Annotated in this window: 18 protein-coding genes and 1 pseudogene; 7 read left to right on the top strand and 12 right to left on the bottom strand. The window is 69.4% G+C overall.

Going from position 1 to position 20,470, the window contains the following annotated elements; translation table 11 throughout:
• Positions 1 to 23: 23 nt before the first annotated feature.
• Both QFZ21_RS15975 and QFZ21_RS15970 read right to left on the bottom strand, forming a co-directional pair.
• Positions 24 to 3,704: a proline dehydrogenase family protein gene (locus tag QFZ21_RS15975; protein ID WP_307379522.1), complete on the bottom strand. Its 3,681-nt coding sequence runs from the start codon at positions 3,702 to 3,704 to the stop codon at positions 24 to 26.
• A 157-nt stretch (positions 3,705 to 3,861) separates the two neighbouring features.
• Positions 3,862 to 5,343 (bottom strand): HNH endonuclease signature motif containing protein, encoded by a 1,482-nt coding sequence (locus tag QFZ21_RS15970; RefSeq protein ID WP_307379519.1) that lies wholly within the window; start codon positions 5,341 to 5,343, stop codon positions 3,862 to 3,864.
• A 544-nt stretch (positions 5,344 to 5,887) separates the two neighbouring features.
• Here QFZ21_RS15970 and QFZ21_RS15965 point away from each other — a divergent pair.
• Entirely contained in the window at positions 5,888 to 6,391 is a 504-nt protein-coding gene (locus tag QFZ21_RS15965) for a hypothetical protein (RefSeq protein WP_307379516.1), read from the top strand.
• 207 nt (positions 6,392 to 6,598) lie between these two features.
• On the opposite strand, the gene pntB is transcribed toward QFZ21_RS15965, so the two are convergent.
• The 3 genes from pntB to QFZ21_RS15950 all read right to left on the bottom strand — a co-directional run bounded on the left by pntB (position 6,599) and on the right by QFZ21_RS15950 (position 10,336).
• The gene (gene pntB / locus QFZ21_RS15960) at positions 6,599 to 7,996 is read right to left on the bottom strand and encodes a Re/Si-specific NAD(P)(+) transhydrogenase subunit beta (RefSeq protein WP_307379513.1); all 1,398 of its coding nucleotides are present in this window, start codon (positions 7,994 to 7,996) and stop codon (positions 6,599 to 6,601) included.
• Positions 7,993 to 9,546: a Re/Si-specific NAD(P)(+) transhydrogenase subunit alpha gene (locus QFZ21_RS15955; protein ID WP_307379510.1), complete on the bottom strand. Its 1,554-nt coding sequence runs from the start codon at positions 9,544 to 9,546 to the stop codon at positions 7,993 to 7,995. The genes pntB and QFZ21_RS15955 overlap by 4 nt, the downstream gene beginning before the upstream one ends.
• 229 nt (positions 9,547 to 9,775) lie before the next feature.
• Complete coding sequence (locus tag QFZ21_RS15950) at positions 9,776 to 10,336, bottom strand: acyl-CoA thioesterase (protein ID WP_307379507.1); 561 nt, start codon at positions 10,334 to 10,336, stop codon at positions 9,776 to 9,778.
• 130 nt (positions 10,337 to 10,466) lie between these two features.
• Between QFZ21_RS15950 and QFZ21_RS15945 the strand changes: the two genes are divergently transcribed.
• On the top strand, positions 10,467 to 10,973 hold the full coding sequence (locus QFZ21_RS15945; RefSeq protein WP_307379505.1) for a GNAT family N-acetyltransferase: 507 nt from the start codon (positions 10,467 to 10,469) through the stop codon (positions 10,971 to 10,973).
• A gap of 16 nt (positions 10,974 to 10,989) precedes the next feature.
• Here the strand turns inward: QFZ21_RS15945 and QFZ21_RS15940 are convergent, their stop codons facing one another.
• Together QFZ21_RS15940 and QFZ21_RS15935 are read right to left on the bottom strand one after the other, a co-directional pair.
• A complete protein-coding gene (locus tag QFZ21_RS15940) occupies positions 10,990 to 12,141 on the bottom strand; it encodes an acetyl-CoA C-acetyltransferase (RefSeq protein ID WP_307379501.1) in 1,152 nt (383 codons plus the stop codon).
• 22 nt (positions 12,142 to 12,163) lie between these two features.
• Positions 12,164 to 12,847: a cytochrome b/b6 domain-containing protein gene (locus QFZ21_RS15935; RefSeq protein WP_307379499.1), complete on the bottom strand. Its 684-nt coding sequence runs from the start codon at positions 12,845 to 12,847 to the stop codon at positions 12,164 to 12,166.
• Between the two features lie 98 nt (positions 12,848 to 12,945).
• Here QFZ21_RS15935 and QFZ21_RS15930 point away from each other — a divergent pair, with 98 nt between their 5' ends.
• On the top strand, positions 12,946 to 14,001 hold the full coding sequence (locus QFZ21_RS15930) for a hypothetical protein (RefSeq protein ID WP_307379497.1): 1,056 nt from the start codon (positions 12,946 to 12,948) through the stop codon (positions 13,999 to 14,001).
• Positions 14,002 to 14,014: 13 nt separating this feature from the next.
• Here the strand turns inward: QFZ21_RS15930 and QFZ21_RS15925 are convergent, their stop codons facing one another.
• Positions 14,015 to 14,986 (bottom strand): electron transfer flavoprotein subunit alpha/FixB family protein, encoded by a 972-nt coding sequence (locus QFZ21_RS15925; protein ID WP_307379495.1) that lies wholly within the window; start codon positions 14,984 to 14,986, stop codon positions 14,015 to 14,017.
• A 1-nt stretch (position 14,987) separates the two neighbouring features.
• The gene (locus QFZ21_RS15920) at positions 14,988 to 15,764 is read right to left on the bottom strand and encodes an electron transfer flavoprotein subunit beta/FixA family protein (RefSeq protein ID WP_307379493.1); all 777 of its coding nucleotides are present in this window, start codon (positions 15,762 to 15,764) and stop codon (positions 14,988 to 14,990) included.
• A gap of 140 nt (positions 15,765 to 15,904) precedes the next feature.
• Between QFZ21_RS15920 and QFZ21_RS15915 the strand changes: the two genes are divergently transcribed.
• From QFZ21_RS15915 to QFZ21_RS15900, 4 genes are read left to right on the top strand one after another with little or no spacing between them, the layout of a single operon-like run.
• On the top strand, positions 15,905 to 16,441 hold the full coding sequence (locus QFZ21_RS15915) for a MarR family winged helix-turn-helix transcriptional regulator (RefSeq protein WP_307379491.1): 537 nt from the start codon (positions 15,905 to 15,907) through the stop codon (positions 16,439 to 16,441).
• A gap of 1 nt (position 16,442) precedes the next feature.
• Positions 16,443 to 16,913, top strand: a complete 471-nt coding sequence (locus tag QFZ21_RS15910) for an SRPBCC family protein (protein ID WP_307379489.1) — start codon at positions 16,443 to 16,445, stop codon at positions 16,911 to 16,913.
• Entirely contained in the window at positions 16,910 to 17,125 is a 216-nt protein-coding gene (locus tag QFZ21_RS15905) for a DUF1905 domain-containing protein (protein WP_307379486.1), read from the top strand. Before QFZ21_RS15910 ends, QFZ21_RS15905 begins: the two co-directional genes overlap by 4 nt.
• Before the next feature lie 21 nt (positions 17,126 to 17,146).
• On the top strand, positions 17,147 to 17,353 hold the full coding sequence (locus QFZ21_RS15900) for a YdeI/OmpD-associated family protein (protein ID WP_307379485.1): 207 nt from the start codon (positions 17,147 to 17,149) through the stop codon (positions 17,351 to 17,353).
• 95 nt (positions 17,354 to 17,448) lie between these two features.
• Here QFZ21_RS15900 and QFZ21_RS15895 read toward each other — a convergent pair whose 3' ends face one another.
• The 3 genes and pseudogenes from QFZ21_RS15895 to QFZ21_RS15885 form a co-directional block, all read right to left on the bottom strand.
• Positions 17,449 to 18,225, bottom strand: coding sequence for an enoyl-CoA hydratase-related protein (locus QFZ21_RS15895; RefSeq protein WP_307379483.1), 777 nt, complete (start codon positions 18,223 to 18,225; stop codon positions 17,449 to 17,451).
• A gap of 111 nt (positions 18,226 to 18,336) precedes the next feature.
• Positions 18,337 to 19,237, bottom strand: a pseudogene (gene mmsB / locus QFZ21_RS15890) (3-hydroxyisobutyrate dehydrogenase).
• Positions 19,234 to 20,439 carry an acyl-CoA dehydrogenase family protein gene (locus QFZ21_RS15885; protein ID WP_307379480.1) on the bottom strand — a complete coding sequence of 402 codons (1,206 nt, stop codon included), beginning with the start codon at positions 20,437 to 20,439 and terminating at the stop codon, positions 19,234 to 19,236. The pseudogene mmsB and the gene QFZ21_RS15885 overlap by 4 nt, the downstream one beginning before the upstream one ends.
• Positions 20,440 to 20,470 lie beyond the last annotated feature (31 nt).

Raw genomic sequence — 20,470 nt, 5'->3', positions numbered from 1 at the left:
ATGCCGCGCCGCCGGCATCCGAATCAGATGACGTCGCTGAAGCGTCCGTCGATGTTGCCGTAACGGTGCGCCGTGACGGTGATCGACTGCTCGTGCACGAAGGGCAGGAGTTCGATGCGGGCGGCTGCGGTGACCTCTCCGTCGTAGACGGCGAGGTCCGGGTTTCCGGCGGATGCCGTCGCCAGAGCCGTGTGCGCGGCGGCGACGGCGCTCCGGCCGCCGACCAGTCGGACGCGCCTGGCCCGTGCCGCCGGCCCCGGGGTACCTTCGGCGGGTTCGTCGTCGCGCAGCATCCGCTGCATCCACTCGTCGTCGGTCTCGAGGAAGACGAGCGCGTCGAGGTCGCCCAGCGCGCGGCGGACCTCGGCGGGGAGCCCCGTCGGCGTGGAGAGCACGAAGTCGGCGCCGGCCCGCACGCCGGCGATGACGACCCGCAGAAGATCCTGCAGTGCGGCGTCATCGGTCGCGCGGATCTCGACCGGCACCGGGCGATAGCGGAAGAGGTTCCGCTCGACTCCCAGGTGCGACACGTCCCGCACCTGGCCGAACTCCCGATCCCAGGCGAGCGCATCCGACAGAGCGGAGCGACGCAGCCATTCGAAGTCCTCGTACTCGAGCGACGGCTGAGCCGACTCGATGAGCCCGGTGATGCGCGAGTCGAGCCCGCGGAGGTGCAGCGTGCTCGATGCGGGACCGCCTGGCCGGGAACGCCAGGAGCCGAGCCCGATGAGGTAGTTGGGTCCGCCGGCCTTGGCGCCGGGGCCGACGGACGAGCGCTTCCATCCGCCGAACGGCTGGCGCTGCACGATCGCACCGGTGATCCCCCGGTTCACATACAGGTTGCCCGCCTGCACGTGCTCGAGCCAGTACTCGAGGTCGTCGGGATCCTGGGTGTGCAGTCCCGCGGTGAGACCGTAGGCGACAGCGTTCTGCAGCTCCACCGCTCGCGCGAGGGTCGGCGCATGCATCACGCCGAGCACCGGGCCGAAGAACTCCTCGGTGTGGAAGCGCGACCCGGGCTGCACGCCGACCCGGATGCCGGGACGCCAGAGCCGTCCGCTGCCATCGTCGTCGGCGGCGAGGGCGGGTTCGATGAGCCACTGCTCGTCGCCTTCGAGCTCGTTCAGCGCCCAGGCGAGTTTCCCCTGGGGCTTCTCGATGACGGGGCCGACCTCGGCCAGAGGATCGGTGGGCTGGCCCACGTGCAGCGAGCGCACGGCATCCGCCAGCTGACGGGCGAAGCGCGGCGAGCGACCCACCGGCCCGACGAGGATCGCGAGCGAGGCGGCGGAGCACTTCTGCCCCGCGTGCACGAACGCGCTCTTGACCAGGTCGGCGACGGCGAGGTCGAGGTCGGCGGACGGGGTGATGATCATCGCGTTCTTGCCGCTCGTCTCTGCGAGCAGCGGCAGGTCAGGGCGCCATGAACGGAAGAGCGCGGCGGTGTCCCACGCGCCGGTGAGGATCACCCGGTCGACCGCGTCGTGGGTGATGAGGGCGCGGCCGAGATCGCCCTCTTCGATGTCGACGAGGGCGAGCACGTCGCGGGGGATGCCGGCCTGCCACAGTGCCTCCGCGACGACGGCCGCGCAGCGCCGGGCCTGGGGCGCCGGCTTGAAGACGACGCCCGATCCTGCCGCGAGCGCGGCGAGCACGCCGCCGGCGGGGATGGCCAGGGGGAAGTTCCAGGGTGGGGTCACGACGGTGACCCGCGCGGGCACGAAGGTCGCACCGGAGATGGCGTCGAGCTCCCGCGCCTTGGCGGCGTAGTACCGGGCGAAGTCGACGGCCTCGCTCACCTCGACGTCGGCTTCGGCGAAGATCTTGCCGGTCTCGGATGCGGCGACCTCGATGAGCTCGCCGCGCCGTGATTCGAGGGCGGCGGCGGCGCGGAGCAGCACTTCGGCACGGTCGGTCGCGGGGCGGCCGCCCCATGCCGGCGCGGCATCGTGCACCTGTCGCATGATCGCTTCGAGAGCGGTGGGGTCGTCGATCCGCGCGGCGGCGAGGGTGATGTCTCCCACGGTCGAGGTGGGGATGCGCTCCCGCACCGCGCGGGCCCAGTCGCGGTTCGCGGGGAGCGCGGGGTCACTGTCGGGGGCGTTGGTGAAGCCGGGTGCCCCGCCGGCGTCTTCTGCGACCTCGCGGGCGGAGTAGACCGCGGTCTCGAGGAAGGCGCCGGTGTCGGAGTCGTTCGACCCGCGGGAGATGCCGAGGACGGCCTTGGTGAGATCGGCCTCCGGTGCGGGGGCGACGGGCACGGGACGCAGCGATTCGTGCACGGGGGCGAGGCGGTTCTGTGCGCGCCGGGGTCCGATGCGGAGCGTCGGGTCGGTCGACCGCGCGAGTGCGTCGAGGAACCGGTCCTGCTCGCGGGTGAAGAGCGACTCGTCCTGGTCGAGACGGAAGGCCGCGGAGAGGAAGTTGTCCGCGGATGCGTTCTCCTCGAGCCGGCGCACGAGGTAGCTGATGGCGACGTCGAATTCGGCGGGTGCGACGACGGGCACGTAGAGGAGGACGCCGCCGACCTCACGTGCGACGGCGTGCACCTGACCCTGGGCCATGCCGAGCAGCATCTCGAATTCGATGCGCTCGCGCACGCCTCGCTCCCCGGCGAGGAGCCATGCGAAGGCGATGCCGAAGAGGTTGTGCCCGGCGATGCCGAGCTTCACCGCGGCGGTGCGGTCGGGATGCAGGGCCCAGTCGAGGCAGCGCAGATAGTTCGCGTCGGTGTCGAGCTTCGTGTCGTAAGTCGCGGGGGTCCAGCCGTGCAGCTGAGCCTCGACGTGCTCCATCGCCAGGTTTGCGCCCTTGACGAGGCGCACCTTGATGGGGGCGCCGCCGTGCGCGACGCGATCGCCCGCCCAGGCGGTGAGCTCCTGGAGGGCCGGGAGGGCGTCGGGCAGGTAGGCCTGCAGCACGATGCCGGCTTCGAGGCCGGTGAGCCGCGGGTCTTCCAGGATGCGGGTGAACACCGCGATCGTGAGGTCGAGGTCGCGGTACTCCTCCATGTCGAGGTTGATGAAGGTCGGGGCACCCTGACCGGTCGGTTGCGCCGCCGTCAGGTAGAGGGGCAGCAGGCGCTCGACGACCTGGTCGACGATCTCATCGAAGGCCCACATCGAGATGTGGCTGATGATGGCCGACACCTTCACGGAGACGTAGTCGACGTCGGGGCGGCGGATGAGTTCGTGGATGCTGTCGAGTCGGCGCTTGGCCTCGGCGTTGCCGAGCACGGCCTCGCCCAGGAGGTTGAGGTTGATCCGGGCGCCCGATGCGCGGATCTTCTCGAGTGCGGGTCCGAGCTTGGCGGGGCGGGCGTCGACGACGAGGTGTCCGACCATGTCGCGGAGCACCCGGCGCGCGATCGGCACGACCGGCGACGGGAGCATCTGGGCCATGCCGCCGCCGAGGCGCACGGCGGAGCGGAGGTACCAGGGGAGGAAATCGGGCACGATCGGCGCGATGCGGTGCAGCTGAGATGCGGCCGCGGTCAGGCTCTCGGGGCGCATGACCCCGTCAACGAAGCCGAGGGTGAACGGCAGGCCGTTGGTGTCCTGCAGCACGCCGGCGAGGCGCTCCGCCGCAGGGTCGACCTCGGCCGCCGCAGCTTCGATCACCCAGCGGCGCGCGAGCTCGACGGCACGATCCGCGAGAGGAGCGGATGCCACGGCATCCGAGGGGGATGACGACGACTCTGCCATGTTCACCACATTAGGTCTGGATCGTGCGCGAGCAGCGGACGCCACCCGGTGGGTGCGAGAGCAGGATGCAGCGTGCAGGTATCCGGAGCTGAAGGGTGCAGGCTGAAGGGTGCAGGCTGCAGAGATCAAACGCGCTGCCAGCCGGCGTCTGCCGTGGTCACGCTCGTTGAAGTTGTTCGGGGATGCCTGGTCTCGATCTCCGCCAGGTCCCGGAGGGGTCCCACCACTCAGGTCCCCGGATTTCGGGGACACCGTCGTTCATACGGATCTCCCACCCCGACCAGTCCAGTGACCGGTGATGCCACCAACACAACGGGACCCCGTTGTCGGTATGCGTCGGTCCACCCCTGGCGTGCTCGGTCACGTGGTGGATCTCACACCAGGATGCCGGGACGTGGCAGCCCGGAACGAGGCATTCTCGGTCTCTGGCGATGATCGCCCGTCGTTGATGCACCGTGAACACCCTGTCTGTGACAGTGATCCCCACAATCCGACCCTCGTCGAACAACACGCGTTGGATCGCCCCATTACACGCGGTGTGCGCGGCGACATGAAGTGGGACGGGGGCTTGGGACCCGGCCGTCGTGGCCCATCCTCTGCCCGCGGCGAGATCTTTCGCGTCCACGTGGACGACGAGCGTGGGGGCGGCCCCACCGAGCGAAGGCATGTCCTGGTGGCGGGCCGCGATCCCCAGCGCTGCCGCGAACGCGTCGTGACGCTTCTGGCCGGCGGTGCGCCGGTCGATCGGCTCATCCTCGAAACCATCGTCGTGACCGGGGTGCTCTGAGCCGGCGGAACCGCGGCCTTCGGATTCTTCGAAGCGCACGCCCGGGCGAGGAGGTCCGTCCGTCTTCGGGTTGTTCTGCGCATCGATCACGGACTGGAACTGCGCCGCAACATCCGGGAGCACGTTGCCGCGGATCGAATGCAACCCGTCACGAAGGCGACCGATGGTCAAGAACCGGTGATTCTGCGCACCACGATCCGACGGCTCCGGGCCATCAGGATCCAACGACATCGCGACCGACTGCGCGAACTGGCGCAGATCCTCCGGCGTCACCGGCGGCCCCGGAACATCCTCCGGGCTCCCGTCGTCGATGCCCTCGCCGGTATCCGCTTCCGCGTCCGGGTCGAGACCCTCGCCGTCGTCCATCCGGTGCCCGCGGGCATGATCCGCCAACAGAGCATCCGCGGCCAACATCGCCGCCCGGCCGACCTTGTGCGCAGCTTTGTCGATCGGACCGATCGCCGCCAACAACCCCGCAACCCCGATCACCCCGTCGAGCAACGCTTCCCGCAGCGCCGGGTACCGGGCCTCCAGCCGCTCCCCCGATGACGGGCCGATCTGACGGCGCACCGCATCTGCGGCTTTCCCCACCCTCGTCGCGCCCGCCACATCCGTGCGCAACACCCGCTGCAGGAGTTCGTTCTGCCCTCGGCATCCGAACGAGTGCGCGAAGTCCACATCCGCCGACGCGACCGACTCCACCACGACCGCCTCGATACGGCGGAACGCCTCACCGGCGACGCGGAGGACATCCATGCGGTCCGCATCCGCCAACCCCGCCAGCACGTCTTCGGACAGCACCGCATCGAGGTCGGCGACGACCCGATCCAGGATGTCCGTGGTGCTGTTCATACCCCCTAGTCAACCTGGGGCCACCGACATTCCGACCCCGAAAAGCACCAGATCAAAGGCGCATTTCCGATATGCCGGCATACGCTCGGCACCCTCGAGGCAGGCAACGTGTTTCGTCTCGCTCCGCTCGCCAACAACCGGGAGCAACCGCGAGGTGCGTCTCGCTCGGCTCTCCCGAACAGACCCGTCCGACCTCACCAACCGGCGCCACGCGCTTGACACCGGGACGGTCACCAGCACCGAGTGAACAGCGACGGCGAAATACCCCACAGCCCGGAGTAGTTCGCGGCCATGGCCCACATCACCCCTAGAGGTTCATCCTCGGCCTATCTGCGCAAAGATGGGGTCACATCATGGCGTCCAAGCACAACTGGAGCCGCCTTGCGAAGACAAAGGATCAGATCGCAGACCTCATGGCAGGCGCTGTGGCAAACGGAACCCGTTCGACCGCAAGGGACCACATCGACTTCACCTGGGTTCACCGGGGACAGACGATCGTGGTTCGCACCAGCAAAAGCGGCGACATCAGCAACGGATGGATCAAATGACGGAATCACGACTAGCTGACCTCGTCTACGACGGACAGTTCGAAGGCGCCCTCGAGGCCGCTGCAGAACTCACGCCTGACGGCATCCGTCGCCGCTTGCTCAGTGACGACGAGCGCTGGCTCCAAGACGAGGGGCCTTGCGACGAGTTCCTTCGACGCTGGTACGCCACGATCAAGAGTCCGTACTTGCGGGCTGAGGCCGCTGACTGCTTTGCAAGCGCGTACACGACCGAACTCGCTCCCGTCCCGAATGCGGAATACATCGGCGCGAATTGGAGAACAGAGTCGCTGCGCTCGCTCCTCGCAGAGATCAGTGATGCCCTCCTCGGTGAGAGGCTACGCGACCTGGAGGAGACTCCGGAGCACCCGCTTCCCGCCGAGTATGCGGATAAATGGCGCGCGGCGGGACGGGTACTCGCGGAACTCGACCTTCCCCCCGCAGTCCCGCTCATCAATCCTGATCCGCCGGAGCATCAGCGGACACGGACCTCCGCGGACTGAAGGACTTCTGCCGATGGGCCCGCGTCTACCCACCTGGGGTGCGCGGGCCCGCCGCGTGCTCGTCAGACGGCGCACACAGGTGCACCCGGCAAGGAAGAATGCGCCTGGCAAGGCCGGATTCCGGAAACCCGACCTTTTCAGGCGCACTCGTCCTTCGCAGGCGCACGCCCTGCCGGCCGGACGCCACCCCTGTCGGGAGGCGGCGCCTCACAGCGCTGCGATGATGTCCTCCACCTTCTGCTTCGCGTCACCGAACAGCATCGAGGCGTTGTCGCGGAAGAACAGCGGATTCTGCACGCCCGCATATCCCGCGGCCATCGAGCGCTTGAAGACGATGACGTTCTCGGCCTCCCACACCTTGAGCACCGGCATCCCGGCGATCGGGCTCGACGGATCCTCGGCGGCGGCGGGATTCACGGTGTCGTTCGCGCCGATCACCAGCACGACGGTCGTCGCGGCCAGGTCATCGTTGATCTCGTCCATGCTGAGCACGATGTCGTACGGAACCTTCGCCTCGGCGAGCAGCACGTTCATGTGTCCGGGCAGTCGGCCGGCGACAGGATGGATGCCGAAGCGCACGTCCACGCCCCGCTCCCGCAGCCGACGCACGAGGTCAGCGACCGGATACTGCGCCTGTGCGACCGCCATCCCGTACCCGGGCGTGATCACGACGGACTTCGCCGCGGTCAGCATCTCGGCCGCACCCTCGGCGGTGATCTCGCGGTGCTCGCCGTATTCCTCGTCTGACGCGGACGGCGCGACGATGCCGAAGCCACCGGCGATCACCGACAGGAACGAGCGGTTCATCGCCTTGCACATGACGTAGGAGAGGTAGGCACCCGACGAGCCGACGAGCGCACCCGTCACGATCAGCAGGTCGTTGTTGAGCAGGAAGCCGGCCGCAGCAGCCGCCCACCCCGAGTAGCTGTTCAGCATCGACACGACCACGGGCATGTCGCCGCCGCCGATCGAGGCGACCAGGTGCCAGCCGAGCGCGAAGGCCAGCAGGGTCACGCCGATCAGCAGGCCGAGCTGCTGGTCGTTCACGAACCAGACCGTCAGCGCCACGAACGCGACGAGCGCCCCGATGTTGAGGATGTTCTTGCCCGGCAGCATCAGCGGCTTCGACGACATCTTCGCCGACAGCTTCAAGTACGCGACGATCGACCCGGTGAAGGTCACGCCACCGATGAAGACACCGATGAACACCTCCGCATTGTGAATTCCGAAGAGCGCCGGAGCGATCTCCGGATGCGCGAGGTAGCCGTTCCAGCCCACCAGCACGGCGGCGAGACCGACGAAGCTGTGAAGCAGGGCGATGAGTTCCGGCATCCCGGTCATCTCGACCGAGCGCGCCCGCCAGAGTCCGATCGCGGCGCCGACGACGACCGCCGCCACGAGCAGGCCGAGACCGAGGAAGGCCCCCGTCGTCCAGGCATCCGCCACGGTCAGGGCGACGGTCGCAACGAGCGCGATCGTCATGCCGGAGATGCCGTAGATCACGCCGGATCGGGCGGATTCGTGGCGACTGAGACCGGCGAGGCTCAGGATGAACAGCAGGGCCGCGACGATGTACGCCGCACCCGCGAGCGCGTCGACGGTCACTTGTGACCACCCTTCGTCGAATTCCCGAGTGTGAACATGGCGAGCATTCGGCGGGTGACCGCGAATCCGCCGAAGATGTTGATGGATGCCAGCAGCACCGCGACCGCGGCGAGCACTTGCACCACGGGGAGCGGCGAGGTGACCTGCAGCATCGCGCCGACGACGATCACACCGGAGATGGCGTTCGTCACCGACATCAGAGGCGTGTGCAGCGCGTGGTGCACCTTGCCGATCACGTAGAACCCGATCACGACCGAGAGCACCAGCACCGTGAAGTGCTGGGGCAGCGGTGCCGGAGCGAACGCGTTCACCGCGAACAGCGCCGCGATGCCCGCGACGATGAGCCCGACCTTGCGGCCGGTCGACATCGTGGTCGGTGCCGCGATCTCGGTCGGCGCCGCAGCGGCCTTCGCCACGGGAGCCGCCGCGACCTGCACCGCGGGCGGCGGCCAGGTGACCTCGCCGTCGCGGACCACCGTGACCGACCGCTGCACGACGTCGTCGAAGTCGATGACCAGCTGCCCGTCCTTCCCGGGCGTCAGCAGCGCCACGAGGTTGGCGAGGTTCGTGCCGTACAGCTGCGAGGCCTGCGCAGCGAGGCGCGAGGCGAGGTCGGTGTAGCCGAGGATGATCACACCGTTGTCGGTCACGACCCGCTGGCCGGCGACCGAGCCCTCGACGTTGCCGCCCTGGCCCGCCGCCATGTCGACGATGACACTGCCCGGCTTCATGCGCGAGACATCGGATGCCGTGATCAGACGCGGTGCCGCGCGACCCGGGATCAGCGCCGTCGTGATGATGATGTCGACGTCGGCCGCCTGCTCGGTGTAGATCTCCGCGGCGCGGCGGTTGTAGTCCTCGCTCGTCGCCTTCGCGTAGCCGTCGGCGGATGCCGCGACTGCCACGTCCACCGCCAGATAGGTCCCGCCGATCGAGGAGACCTGGTCGGCGACCTCGGGACGCGGATCGGTCGCGCGTACGATCGCACCCAGGCTGGATGCGGCGCCGATCGCGGCGAGACCGGCGACTCCGGCTCCGGCGACGAGCACCTTCGCCGGCGGCACCTTGCCCGCGGCGGTGACCTGTCCGGTGAAGAAGCGTCCGAATTCGTGCGCGGCCTCGACGACCGCGCGGTAGCCCGCGATGTTCGCCATCGAGCTGAGCACGTCCATCGACTGCGCGCGCGAGATGCGCGGCACCGCGTCGAGGGCGAGCGCCGTGATCCCCCGCTGCGCGAGCGACTCGACGAGTTCGGGGCGGAGTGCCGGGGACAGCAGCGCGATGAGCGTGGCCCCGTCTGCGAGCAGGGCGATCTCCGCGGCATCCGGCGCCGTGATCGCGAGGACGATCTCGCTCCCCCATGCCCCTGCCCGGTCGACGAGCGTCGCGCCCGCCGTCTCGTACTCCGAATCCGGGTAGGACGCTGCTGCGCCCGCTCCCCGCTCCACGCTGACCGTGTGGCCCAGCTTCCGCAGCGACGCGATCGTCGCCGGGGTGGCCGAGACCCGTGCTTCGCCCGCAGGCTCTCGCACGATGCCGATGACTGCCACTTGCTCCTCCTCCGCCCGTCTTCTCCGACGGGGTCTGGCGGGCAGCGATGCCCGTATGTTTCGCCCAGAGTACTGAGAGGAGGTTCCGGCACCCCGGTCTTCTTGTCACATTACGAGAAAAGAATTCCATTTCTTATGGAATACGTATGCCGTGCGGCCAGCACCGCTTCCCGCGCGCGAACGCAAGCGCGCGCGCTCAGCCGCTCGGCTGCCAGGGCCTGGAGTCGATCTACGACCAGACGCTCGGCGCCTTCGCCCGCACGGGCGGAAGAGCGGATGCCGCGGCCCAGTCATGCACCCACGGGTCGATCTCCGGCACGCCCTCGGGCTTGCCGACCGCGGCGAACAGCTCCTCGTTGCTGACGGTGCCGCCGGTACGGCGCAGCATCCGCGCCCGCACGATAGCCCGCGCGTAGACCTCGCCGTCGACCACGGCCCGGTGCTCCATGAAGAGTGCCTTGTCATCGTGGCCGATGAACCGCGACTGCACCTCGAAGTTCTGCCACAGCTCCAGCGACTTGCGGAACGTGATCGTCTCGCTGGAGACGACCGCGTACCAGCCCTGGTCCTTCATCGCGCCGAACAGCCCGGTACGGATCAGCAGATCCCAGCGCCCGAGGTCGAACAGCGACAGGTAGCGCCCGTTGTTCATGTGCCGGAGGATGTCGATGTCGGTCGGCAAAGTCGTCAATCGGATGGTGCCGACCGCCGTCGGATCGAGGGTCTTGCCGCGTCGCACGCGGCGACGCGCACGGAGGATCACCAGGAGGGTGCGCCAGATCACATTCACGAGGATCGATCGTAGCCATCGACGAACGTTCCGGGAACTTCATTGTGCGAATCCTCCAGCCGTCGGAGCGTCGCCTCGCACGGCATCCTCTCGATTTCCTGATAGCGGATGCCGCGCGTAGAGTCACGGCATGAGCGCCGAAGCCCAGCCCGAAGTCATCGTCCGTCCGGTCCGTGATGTGGATGCGGAAGCCCTCGGTCGCGTGCACGCCCAGTGCTGGCACGAGACCTACGACCACCTGATCAGCAAGGCTGCGCTCGAGAAGGTGTCGCCCCGACGCATGGCCGAGCTGTGGACGCACTGGGCTGCTCAGGGCCCCGAGTTCAAGATGAGCGCGGCGCTGGTCGACCGCGAGATCGTCGGCTTCGTCGGCTCGGGCCCGGCCCGCGACAAGGATGCTCCGGCACTCCGCGAGCTGTACTTCATCTACCTGCTCGACGCGCTGCACGGCACCGGCATCGGCCAGAAGCTGTTCGACGCCGCCGTGGAGCAGGACGAGTCGGTGTACCTCTGGGTCGCGGAGGACAACCCCCGCGCGCACCGCTTCTACACGCGCAACGGCTTCACGCTCGACGGCGCCACGCACACCGAGCCGTTCCTCGGCGAGACGCTGACCGAAGTCCGCTTCGTCCGCTGACCCGCGAGTCGCCTCGTCAGAGGCGCTCGAGGATCGTGACGTTCGCGACGCCGCCGCCCTCGCACATCACCTGCAGGCCGTAGCGTCCGCCGGTGCGCTCGAGCTCGGCGAGCAGAGTGGCCATCAGTCGCGTGCCGGTGGCGCCGATCGGATGCCCGAGCGCGATGGCACCGCCGTTGACGTTGACCCTGTCGTGCGGAGCGCCGACCTCCTGCATCCACGCGAGCACGACCGACGCGAACGCCTCGTTGACCTCGAACAGGTCGATGTCGTCGACGGTCAGGCCGGTGCGCTCGAGTGCCCGACGCGTCGCCGGGATCGGTGCGCTCAGCATCAGCACCGGGCTGTCGCCACGCACGGTCAGGTGGTGCACGCGGGCCCGCGGAGTCAGCCCGTGTTCACGCACCGCTCGTTCGCTCGCGACCAGCACCGCGCTGGACGCGTCGCTGATCTGCGAGGAGACCGCGGCGGTGATCCGGCCGCCGGGTCGTAGCGGCTGCAGCCCGGCCATGCGCTCGAGGGAGGTGTCGCGTCGCACGCCTTCGTCGTGGTCGAGTCCGGCGAGCGGGGCGATCTCGCCCGCGAAGCGGCCCTCGTCTTGTGCGACGGCCGCACGCCGGTGGCTCTCCAGCGCGAACTGCTCCATCTGCTCGCGGCTGATGCCCCACTTCTCGGCGATCAGTTCGGCGCCGGCGAACTGCGAGATCTCCTGGTCGCCATAGCGCGCCTGCCACCCCGGCGATTCGGCGAGCGGCGTCGTGAATCCGAACTGCTCGCCGACGGTGGCCGATGCCGTGAGCGGCACCTGCGACATGCTCTGCAGCCCGCCGGCGATCACGAGGTCGGCCGTGCCGCTCATCACGGCCTGCGCGGCGAAGTGCACGGCCTGCTGGCTCGACCCGCACTGACGGTCGATGGTGACGCCCGGCACGTGCTCGGGGAACCCCGCGACGAGCAGGGCGGTCCGGGCGACGTTTCCGGCCTGCCCTCCGATCGCGTCGATCGTGCCGAGGATGACATCGTCCACGGCGCCGGGATCGACGCCGACCCGGTCGACGAGGGCCCGCAGACTGTGCGCACCCAGATCGGCGGGATGGATGCCGGCCAGCGAGCCGCCGCGTCTGCCGACCGGCGACCGGACCGCGTCGACGATGAATGCCTCTGGCATGATGACCTTCCCGGTGGCCGGGTCAGCGCCCGGAGACCTTGCCGAACACCTTCGCGATCGGCGCGAGCACGAGCGGTCGAGCCGCGAACCAGCCCGCGGCGAGCACCACCAGCGATGCGATGAACACCCAGAAGCCGGTCCAGCTGACGGCATCCTGCGCGGCGTACATGTGGTTGAGGTTGCGCAGGAACCCGGTCAGCATCACCAGCGCGACGTGCGCGATGATGAACGCCACGAAGTACAGCATGATCGGGAAGTGCAGCGCCCGGGCCCACTCGACCGGGTACGCCTTCGACAGCCGCTCGGCGCTCTTGGGCCACAGCCCCGACATCCGGAATCCGGTCGCCACCGCCAGCGGCGCCGCGATGAAGACGGTCGTGAAGTAGGCGAGCTGCTGCAGGCTGTTGTAGTTGTTCCAGCCGTTCTCGTGCGGCCAGTCGAACGAGACGTACTGGAGCGCAGCGGAGAGTGCGTTCGGGAACACCTCCCAGCTCGTCGGCACGATGCGCACCCAATGCCCGGTCACGAAGAGCAGCACCACGAAGATCACGCCGTTGATGATCCAGAGCAGGTCGAGCGCCTGGTGGAACCACAGCGTCAGGCTGATCTTGCCCTTCGCCTTGCCTCGCGGAGTCCAGAACACGGTCGGCCGCTTCTCGGTGCGCACGCGCAGACCCGACCGGATGATCAGCACGATCAGGAACATGTTGAAGAAGTGCTGCCACCCGATCCACGGAGCGAAACCGGGTTCGACCGCGATGGCCCGGGACGTAGTGTCCCGGGAAGGCAGCGAGGAAATCCTGCATGAAGGGGAGGCTGAGGAGTGCCCGGACGAAGGCGATGGCGGCGCCGGCGACGATCCCGAGGGCCGCGGCGGCCAGCAGACCGGTGATCGCCTGCGGCCAGGTGGGCAGACGGCGAGCGGATGCCGGGGCGGCGGTGACATGGCGCGGCGCACGACCGTTCCAGACGGTGCGGGTCCACGGCAGCGGGGTGTCGAGGTCGGCGGCGAGGATCGAGGCGGGGGCGGCCGCAGCGGCCGGGGCGAGCTCGGCCGATGCGGTCGCGGGCTCGATCGGCGCAGCCGTGGGCGCGGCCGGTGTGACCGCGGGCTCGAGGGCCGCAGTCGCGGTGTCGGCCGCCGACGACACGGCATCCGCCTGGATTGCCGATCCGGTCCCCGGGGGGCGCGCCGACGATGTCACCGCCGGCGTCGTTCCCGCTGGTGGCCACGGCTCGCCGCCGGTCACACGCGGAAGCCCGCGACGAACGGCCGTCCCGCTCTCCGTCGGGGCCGCGATCGACGTCGGGGTCGCGGTCGACGTCGGGGCCGCGGTCGACGTCGGGGCCGCGGCACGCAGTGCAGGGTTCGTCGGGTCGGACGACGACACTTCGGTGGCCGACACGCCAGATGTCGGACCGGATGCTGCCGAACGTCCGACATCTGGCGTGTCGGCCACCCGTTCGGACGTCACGGCACCCGTGGACGCGGCGCCGGCGGGCGGCCAAGGCTCACCTCCGACGACACGAGGCAGGCCACGACGGATGGCGGATGCTGCGACACCGGATGCCGTGGCACCCGGTACGGGCTGGGGCGCACCACTCTCGGTCGCGTCGACCTCGGCCTTCAGATCGGGGGCCGACACGCCAGATGTCGGACCGGATGCTGCTGAACGTCCGACATCTGGCGTGTCGGCGGTCACGGGATCGACCGACGCGGCATCGGCCGAGACCGAGACGTCCCCCGCGACTCCTCCGTCAGTGTCATCGACGGGCACCACGGCGTCCGCCGGAGGCCACGAGTCGCCACCGGGCACGCGCGGCAGCCCGCGGCGCAGCCGGAGCGGTCCCTCAGCCTGACGAAGGGCCATGACTACTTCTTCCGCGCCTCGAGCGCGGCGACGATCTGCGGCACGACGGTGAACAGGTCGCCGACGATGCCGAAGTCGGCGACGTCGAAGATCGGCGCCTCGCCGTCCTTGTTGATCGCGACGATGGTCTTCGACGTCTGCATACCCGCGCGGTGCTGGATGGCACCGGATATGCCGAGAGCGACATACAGCTGCGGCGAGACCGAGACTCCGGTCTGTCCGACCTGGTACGACTGTGGCACGTAGCCGGCATCCACTGCCGCGCGCGAGGCACCGATGGCAGCCCCGAGCACGTCGGCGAGCTGCTCGACGAGCACGAACTTCTCTTTCGAGGCCAACCCCCGCCCACCGGAGACGACCCGGGTCGCACCCCTCAGCTCAGGACGCGACGAGGCGACCTCGACCGCTTCGACAGGGCCGGCGGTCGCCGCCACCGCACCGGATGCCGTGACCGACAGCGCCTCGACCGTCGGCGACGCCACCGCCTCGGCCCGGGCATCGACGGCGCCCTGGCGCACCGTGATCACCAGTGTGCCGAACGTGGCCGCCGCGTCGACGAGGTAGGAGCCGCCGTACACCGAGTGGTGCGCGACGATGCCCTCGTCGTCGCGGGAGACTCCGACCGCATCCACGGCGAGCGCACTCTTCGTGCGCACCGCGAATCGACCGGCGACATCACGGCCGGCGATCGAGTTCGAGATGAGCACGGCATCCGGGTGCACCTGCTCGGCGGCGGCCTGCAACGCATCGACGATCGGCACCGTGAGCGCGGTCGCGTCGCCCTCGGCGGTGAGCACCACGGCAGCGCCGGCCGCAGCGGCCTGGGTCGCAGCATCCGGGCCGCCGCCGACGAGGAGCGCCACGGGTGCCCCCACGGTCGACGCCGCGCCGATGAGCCCTGCGGTGCTGCTCGCGACGTTGCCCGACGGGTCGATGTCGACGAGCACGAGGATGGGGTTCTCGGGGTAGGTCATGTCACACCAGCCTGTTCTGCACGAGGTACTCGACGAGCTTCTCGGCGGCGTCGCCCTCGTCCGTGATCTTCACTCCGGCCGCGCGCGGCGGCTTCTCCGACACGGCGGTCATGATCGTGCGCGGAGCGGCGCCCGGATCGGCCGAGACGCCGAGGTCGGCGAGCGACAGCACCTCGAGCGGCTTCTTCTTCGCCGCCATGATGCCCTTGAAGTTCGGGAACCGCGCGTCGGGCATCGCCTCGGTGATGGAGATCACGGCGGGGAGAGAAGCGGAGACCGGCTGGCCTCCGGCATCCGCACTACGCGTTCCGGAGACGCCGTCGGCGGTGATCTCGACCGTGCTCAGGGCCGTGGCCTGGGCGAACCCCAGGTGCTCGGCGAGCATGGCGGGGATGACGCCGCCCGAGCCGTCGGTCGACAGGTTGCCGGTGATGACCAGATCCGGTGAGCCGCGGCGGATGGCCGCAGCCAGCACCTCGGCCGTGAGGCCGAGGTCGGCCCCGGTGAGCTCTTCGTCGGCGATATGCACGGCAGACCCGGCGCCGATCGCGAGCGCCCGGCGCACCGAGGCCGTCGACCCCGCCGGAGCCATCGAGAGAGCCACCACCTCGGTGCCCTCGTTCTTGTCGGCGTGGCTCAGCGCGACCTCGAGCGCACGCTCGGTGATCTCGTCGAGCACGAGGTCGCCGGCTGCCCGATCGGCGAGGCCCGTCTCGAGATTCAGCTTGCGATCGCCATAGGTGTCAGGCACCTCTTTGACCAGGACGAAGATCTTCATCGAATGCTCCTCACGACTGCTGCAATTCTAGTCCGCGATACTGAGTCCCACACTGCTTGCGACTGAGCGCCACCCCGGTCGACGCTCGAGCCGTCGCGCGCCGCGCCTGCTCTCCGACGCCGCGCAGGTACCGTAGAGACGTGACCCGACCCCGCCCGCTCCCCGTGGATCCGCTCGCCGAGGCGAAGCGGCAGTGGGTCGCGCACGGATGGACGGATGCCGCCGACGGCATGACCGTCGTCACCTCGGTCATGCGGGCCCAGCAGCTGCTGCTCGCCCGCGTCGACGCCGCCCTCAAGCCGTTCGCCCTGAGCTTCGCCCGCTACGAGGTGCTGCGTCTGCTGGCCTTCAGCCGCGCGGGGAGCCTGCCCCTGTCGAGCGTGGTCGCCCGACTCCAGGTGCACGCGACGACCGTGACGAGCACGGCCGAGCGTCTCGTGCGCGACGGCCTGGTCGTGCGCGAACCGCACCCGTACGACGGCCGCGCGGCCCTTCTCGCCCTGACCGACGCCGGTCGCGACCTCGTGGAGCGGGCGACCAGCGCACTCAACGCCGAAGTCTTCGCCCAGCCGGGGCTGAGCCCGGAGGACGCGGCGGAGCTCGTCGCGATCGTGGCGAGGATGCGCAAGGACGCCGGCGACTTCACCGACCCCCGCCCCCAACCCGAAGCACTCTGACGTGGCCCGCTTCGTGCTGGAGACGATCATCGCGGCTCCCCCGTCCGAGGTCTTCGCCGCATCCCTCGATCCCGAGCTCCACGTGAGGTCGATGGCGCGGTACGGCGAGACGATGGTCGAGGCGCCCGCGGGGGGCGTCTTCACCGAGGGCACGACGGCGACATGGCGCGCCCGCCACTTCGGCATCCCGTTCCGGCTGCGGTCGGTGGTGTTCGACATCGATCCGCCGCGCGCGTTCTCGGATCGGCAGGTCTCCGGCCCGTTCGGTGCGTATCTGCACGAGCACCGGTTCGCGGAGCATCCGGTCGGCACGCTGATGCGCGACACCGTCACCTTCCGCTCGCCGCTGGGTCCGCTCGGTCGCATCGTGGACGCCGTCGTGATGCGCCGGTACATGCGCCGGCTCATCGCGGAACGGAATGAGACCATCGCCGCCGAACTCGAGAACCGCGGGCGTACCCTGTCGTCATGAGTGAACTGAGACTGCACACCGTGCTCGTCGGTCGTCCTCCCGCTGCGGCGATTTTCCTCACCGATGAGCAGGTCGCGTCGTTCGGTGCCGGGAAGTCCTTCCCGGTCGCGGTCACGATCGGCGGCCGTACCGCCCGGCTGCGTCTCTCCCGCATGGGTGGCGAGAACATGATCGGGTTCAGCAGGGCCGCCCGCACCGAGATGGGCCTCTAGCTCGACCAGGAGATCGACGCCGTGATCCGCCTCGACGCCGCAGAGCGGACGGTCGATGTGCCCGACGAGCTCGCCGCCGCTTTGGACGCCGATCCGACGGTACGCGCTGCGTTCGACGCGCTGAGCTACTCGGTGCGCAAGGAGCACGCGCGGACCGTGGCCGACGCCAAGCAGGACGCGACGCGTGAGCGCCGCATCGCGAAGATCGTCGACGGTCTCCGCGGCTGAGGTCGTGAACAACTCCGCAAGAACGGTCGCCAGAGCGCGCGCGGAAGGCCTCGTGGCCTGATCCTGACGCGTTCTGGAGGAGTTGTTCACCGCGATCAGCGGTTCCGGAACTCGGGAGCGCGCTTCTCGCGGAAGGCGGACATGCCCTCCTTCTGGTCGACCGTGTCGAACAGCGACGCGAACGCCTGCTTCTCGTGCGCCAGCCCCTCGGCGAGAGTGGTCTCCATCGCGGCATCGAGCGCCGCCTTCGCTGCATAGACCGAGGGCAGGGACTTCGAGGCGATGGTCGAGGCGAGCTTCTCGGTCTCGGCCAGGAGATCGGATGCCGGAACCACGCGCGAGACGAGACCGGAGCGCTCGGCCTCCTCCGCTCCCATGAACCGTCCGGAGAGCACCAGCTCGGCGGCCTTGTAGTAGCCGACGGCGCGGATGAGACGCTGCGTGCCGCCCATGCCGGGGATCACGCCGAGGTTGATCTCGGGCTGCCCGAACTTCGCGGTGTCGGACGCGAGGATGATGTCGCACATCATCGCCAGCTCGCATCCGCCGCCCAGGGCGAACCCGGAGACGGCAGCGATCACCGGGGTGCGCACCGCCGCGAACTCGTGCCAGACACCGAAGTGGTCGGTCTCGAGCATCTGCGCACCCGTCATGTCCTCCATCTCCTTGATGTCGGCACCCGCGGCGAACGCCTTCTCGGAGCCGGTCACCACGATCGCGCCGACTCCCTCGTCCTGATCGAAGGCCGCGGCCGCCGCGGTGAGCTCCTCCGCCAGGCGGCTGTTCAGGGCGTTGAGCGCCTCGGGACGGTTCAGGGTGATCCACCCGACGCGTCCCCGCTGCTCCACCAGGATCGTCTCGTACTCGGTCATGTCGCCCTCTCGGTCGTGATTGTCGTGGCTCCACTCTGGCTTTCGAATCGCGCAACCGGGGTGTTCCGGAACCGATTCGTCCCCATTTGCGCGATTCGAAAGGCGCTGGAGCTAGACGCGGTCGCCGCGGATGTCGGTGATTACGCCGGAGAAGTCGTGGGTGGCGCCCTCCCCCGCGGCGGAACGTCGCGTAGATCTGCTGCGCGAGCCGCCCCATCTGCGCATCCGTCGAGGTCTGCTCGATCGCCTGCAGCGCGAGCCCCAGGTCCTTGGCCATCAGCGCACCCGCGAACCCCGGCTGATAGTCGCGGTTGGCCGGGCTCGTCGGCACCGGCCCCGGCACGGGGCAGTTCGTCGTGATCGACCAGCACTGGCCGGACGCCTGCGACACGACGTCGAACAGCGCCTGGTGCTCGAGTCCGAGCCGCTCCCCCAGCACGAACGCCTCGGCGACGGCGATCTGCGACACCGCCAGGACCATGTTGTTGCAGACCTTCGCGGCCTGGCCGAGGCCCGGGCCGCCGCAGTGCACGATGCGCTTCCCCATGACCTCGAGCAGCGGAAGGGCCGCGGCGAAGTCGTCGTCGGATCCGCCGACCATGAATGCCAGCGTGCCGTTCTCGGCACCGACCACTCCGCCCGACACGGGGGCGTCGATGTTGCGGTGACCGGCGGCGAGCGCAAGCGCGTGCGCGGCCCGCGCCTCGTCGACCGCGATCGTGGACGACTCGATGAACAGCGTCCCCGGCCGCGCCGCGGCGAGCAGCTCGGTCCGATAGGCCTCGATCACGTGCTTCCCGGCGGGGAACATCGTGATGACGACGTCGGCCTCGGCGACGGCATCCGCTCCGCTCGCGGCGACCGCGATGCCTGCCGCCTGCGCCGCTTCGATCGCCGCGGGGGCGAGGTCGAAGCCGTGCACCTCGTGACCGGCGGTGACGAGGTTCTTGGCCATCGGCAGGCCCATGTGGCCGAGCCCCAGGAAGGCGACGACGCCCTTCGACTCGCTCATGACGCACTCCGCTGGAGGTCTCCGCCGTTCCGCTGGAGGGATGCCGACCCGGCGGGCCGCAGCATCTCGCGTCCGACGATCAGGCGCATGATCTCGTTCGTGCCTTCCAAGATCTGATGCACGCGCAGGTCGCGCACGACCCTCTCGATGCCGTAGTCCTGCAGGTAGCCGTAGCCGCCGTGCAGCTGCAGCGCCCGGTTCGCGACGTCGAACCCGGCATCCGTCGCGAAGCGCTTGGCCATCGCACAGCGCATGGTGGCGTCGGGTGCCTGCTCGTCGACCGCCTGAGCCCCGTCGCGCACCATCAGACGCGCGGCCTGGAGGTCGGTGCGCATGTCGGCGACGGCGAACATGATCGACTGCTTCTCGGCGAGCGGCTCACCGAACGCGACCCGTTCGTGCACGTACTGCACGGCCCGGTCGAGCGCCCACTGCGCTCCGCCCAGCGAGCAGGCGGCGATGTTGAGCCGGCCGCCGTTGAGCGCCGACATCGCGATGGCGAAGCCTCGACCCTCGTCACCCAGCAGGGCGGATGCCGGAACCCGCACGCCGTCGAGGATCACCTGACGCGTGGGCTGGGCGTGCCAGCCCATCTTCTTCTCGGGCGCGCCGAAGCTCAGGCCCTCGGCGTCCCCGGCGACCAGGAAGGCGCTGATGCCGCGGGCGCCCGGCTCACCCGTGCGGGCCATGACGACGTACACCGCGGCCTCACCTGCTCCGGAGATGAACTGCTTCACCCCGGTGAGTACGTAGTCGTCGCCGTCGCGCACGGCGCTGGTCGCGATGTTGGCGGCATCCGATCCGGCACCCGGCTCGGTGAGGCAGTAGCCGCCGAATTCCTGCATGGCGGTCAGCTGGGGCAGCCACGCTCCGCGCTGGGCGTCGTCGCCGTAGGTGTCGATCATCCAGACGACCATGTTGTGGATCGAGATGTAGGCGGCGACGGCGGGGTCGCCCTTGGCGAGCTCTTCGAAGATCGCCACGGTGTCGCCGCGGCTCAGCCCGGAGCCGCCGAACTCCTCGCTGACGTAGATGCCGCCGAGGCCGAGCTCGCCCGCCTTGTTCAGCGACTCACGCGGGAAGATGTGCTTCTCGTCGCGCTCCGCCGCGTACGGCGCGAGCTCGGTGTCGGCGAACTCCCGGACCGCGTCGAGGATGGCTTCGCGCTCTTCGGCAGTGGTGGTGACGGTGGTCATAGTCATCGTTGTTCCTTCTGGGTCCCTGAGCTTGTCG

The sequence above is a fragment of the Microbacterium sp. W4I20 genome (assembly GCF_030816505.1).
Lineage (GTDB): Bacteria > Actinomycetota > Actinomycetes > Actinomycetales > Microbacteriaceae > Microbacterium.
Note: the sequence above shows the minus strand (reverse complement) of the source record. Positions and strands in the feature narration are given on the sequence as shown.

Bases quoted from the DNA above. Each gene is read 5' to 3' on its own strand.
- QFZ21_RS15975 (WP_307379522.1), bottom strand. From the start codon at position 3,704: ATGGCAGAGTCGTCGTCATCCCCCTCGGATGCCGTGGCATCCGCTCCT.
- QFZ21_RS15885 (WP_307379480.1), bottom strand. From the start codon at position 20,439: ATGACTATGACCACCGTCACCACCACTGCCGAAGAGCGCGAAGCCATC.
- QFZ21_RS15940 (WP_307379501.1), bottom strand. From the start codon at position 12,141: ATGCCAGAGGCATTCATCGTCGACGCGGTCCGGTCGCCGGTCGGCAGA.
- QFZ21_RS15970 (WP_307379519.1), bottom strand. From the start codon at position 5,343: ATGAACAGCACCACGGACATCCTGGATCGGGTCGTCGCCGACCTCGAT.
- QFZ21_RS15895 (WP_307379483.1), bottom strand. From the start codon at position 18,225: ATGACCGAGTACGAGACGATCCTGGTGGAGCAGCGGGGACGCGTCGGG.
- QFZ21_RS15965 (WP_307379516.1), top strand. From the start codon at position 5,888: ATGACGGAATCACGACTAGCTGACCTCGTCTACGACGGACAGTTCGAA.
- QFZ21_RS15935 (WP_307379499.1), bottom strand. From the start codon at position 12,847: ATGTTCCTGATCGTGCTGATCATCCGGTCGGGTCTGCGCGTGCGCACC.
- QFZ21_RS15905 (WP_307379486.1), top strand. From the start codon at position 16,910: ATGAGTGAACTGAGACTGCACACCGTGCTCGTCGGTCGTCCTCCCGCT.
- QFZ21_RS15925 (WP_307379495.1), bottom strand. From the start codon at position 14,986: ATGACCTACCCCGAGAACCCCATCCTCGTGCTCGTCGACATCGACCCG.
- QFZ21_RS15945 (WP_307379505.1), top strand. From the start codon at position 10,467: ATGAGCGCCGAAGCCCAGCCCGAAGTCATCGTCCGTCCGGTCCGTGAT.
- QFZ21_RS15930 (WP_307379497.1), top strand. From the start codon at position 12,946: ATGAAGGGGAGGCTGAGGAGTGCCCGGACGAAGGCGATGGCGGCGCCG.
- QFZ21_RS15920 (WP_307379493.1), bottom strand. From the start codon at position 15,764: ATGAAGATCTTCGTCCTGGTCAAAGAGGTGCCTGACACCTATGGCGAT.